Source organism: Streptomyces sp. SID3343 (assembly GCF_009865215.1).
In the GTDB taxonomy this organism is placed as follows: Bacteria; Actinomycetota; Actinomycetes; order Streptomycetales; family Streptomycetaceae; genus Embleya.
Genome location: NZ_WWJX01000395.1, coordinates 1 through 1,746 on the forward strand (window position 1 = coordinate 1; position 1,746 = coordinate 1,746).

General features: G+C 74.6%; 1 protein-coding gene and 1 pseudogene. Both read left to right on the top strand.

Annotated features, from left to right (window positions below):
- Positions 1 to 1,211, top strand: a pseudogene (locus tag GT354_RS13310) (SARP family transcriptional regulator); the annotation flags it as partial.
- Between the two features lie 59 nt (positions 1,212 to 1,270).
- Positions 1,271 to 1,414, top strand: a complete 144-nt coding sequence (locus GT354_RS13315) for a hypothetical protein (protein WP_161356519.1) — start codon at positions 1,271 to 1,273, stop codon at positions 1,412 to 1,414.
- The last annotated feature ends 332 nt before the right edge of the window (positions 1,415 to 1,746 follow it).

Consider the following 1,746-nt stretch of genomic DNA (forward strand, 5'->3'; position numbering starts at 1 on the left):
ACGACGACGTGCCCGGCCGGCTGGAAGCGGTCATGGGCATGGTGCGCGGCCTCGCGGTGACCGGGGACCTCGCAGGCGCGCGGCACCATCGGGCGCGGGCGATCGCCGACGCCGAGCGGTGGGATGATCCGGAGTTGACGGCGCGGGTGATCACCGCGTTCGACGTACCGGCGGTGTGGACCCGCAACGACGACGAGGAGTTGGCCCGACAGGTGGTCGCGGCCACCGAGCGTACGCTGGCCGCGCTCCCCACCGACGGCACGGCGCTGCGCAGCCGACTGCTGACCACGCTGGCCCTGGAATCGCGCGGCACCACCACCGACGTCGGCCGCCGCGCGGCGGCCGAGGCGGAGGCGATCGCGCGACGCCTGGAGGACCCGGCGCTGCTCGCGTTCGCGCTCAACGGCCGGTTCATGCACGCCTTCGGACGGCCCGGCTCGATGCGCGAGCGCGCGACGATCGGCGCCGAACTGGTCGAACTCGCCACCGCCGAGGGCCTGGTGACGTTCGAGGTGCTCGGGCATCTGATCCTCGTCCAGACCCACGCGGCGCGCGCCGAGTTCACCGCCGCCGACGCCCACGCGGACGCCGCCGACCGGTTGGCCGACCGCCACGAGATTCCGCTCGTCGGCGTGTTCACCCGGTGGTACGCCGCCCTGCGCCTGGCCGCGGCGGAGCGCGATCGACCGGACGCGGCCGAGGCCGCTTACGGCTCCGCAGCCGCCGACCTCGACCGTGCCGGCATGCCGGGCCTGGCTGGCGGCCTTCTCCCACTGGCACTGCTGGCGTTGCGCATCGCACGTGACGAGCCGATCGACGCGGACGCGTGGGCCGAGACGGATTGGGGCCCGCACGAGCCCTGGGTACGCCCGCTGCTCCTGGCGGCAGCGGGACGTGGCGCGGAGGCCGCGGTCGCTGCGGCGGCCGTCCCCGAGTCACCGCACGACCTGCTCCGCGAGGCCCGCCTGTGTCTCTCCGCGCGCACGGCACTCGCGCTGGGCGACGACGCGGCAACGGCCCGCGCGTACCGTGAACTTCTGCCCCTCGCAGACGAGTTGGTCGGGGCCGGTAGCGGGCTGCTCAGCTTCGGACCGGTGGCCGGGCACCTCGCCGACCTCGCGACGGCCCTGGGCCGCCCCGCCGAGGCCACCGAACACCGCAGGCAGGAGCGCGAGATCGCCACGAGGGCGGCCGAAGCCGGACCGGCGTAACACCCGAAACCGAGGAGGAACGCTCGGTGTCGGGGGAGAACGCTCGGAGCCGAGGAGGAATGCTCGGAGTGGCGGGAGAGCGCTCCGAGTCGAGGCGTATCGCCCTTGCCGACGAACGGCTGCGTACGGGCGCGGTGCGCGGGCTGGGCGCGGCGCGTGGCAAGGGGTGGCAGCCGGCCGGTGCAGGCGAGCGCGACGCATAGGCCGCGACTTCGGCGCGTTTCGCAGGGTGCGTCGAACCCCCTCCGTCAAGGAGTGGGTGGTGGGTCTCCTCGGCCGGTTCGAGGGCGCCGCCCTTCCGCGAGACGGCCCGACCGGTCCGGCGTACGGCCCGGGTCGGCAGTAACGCCCGACGACACGGCCGCCTGCCGGCGCGATGCGAGAGTGTTCGTACGGGGAGCACTTTGCGATCCAAGCGACGAACCGCAGCCGTTCCCGGAGGGACCCGGTGACGGGCCACCGTGCCCGTCCGCCCACCCGCTCCGCCCACGCCGGGCGACCAACCCGAACAGCCCGAACAGCCCGAACAGCCCGA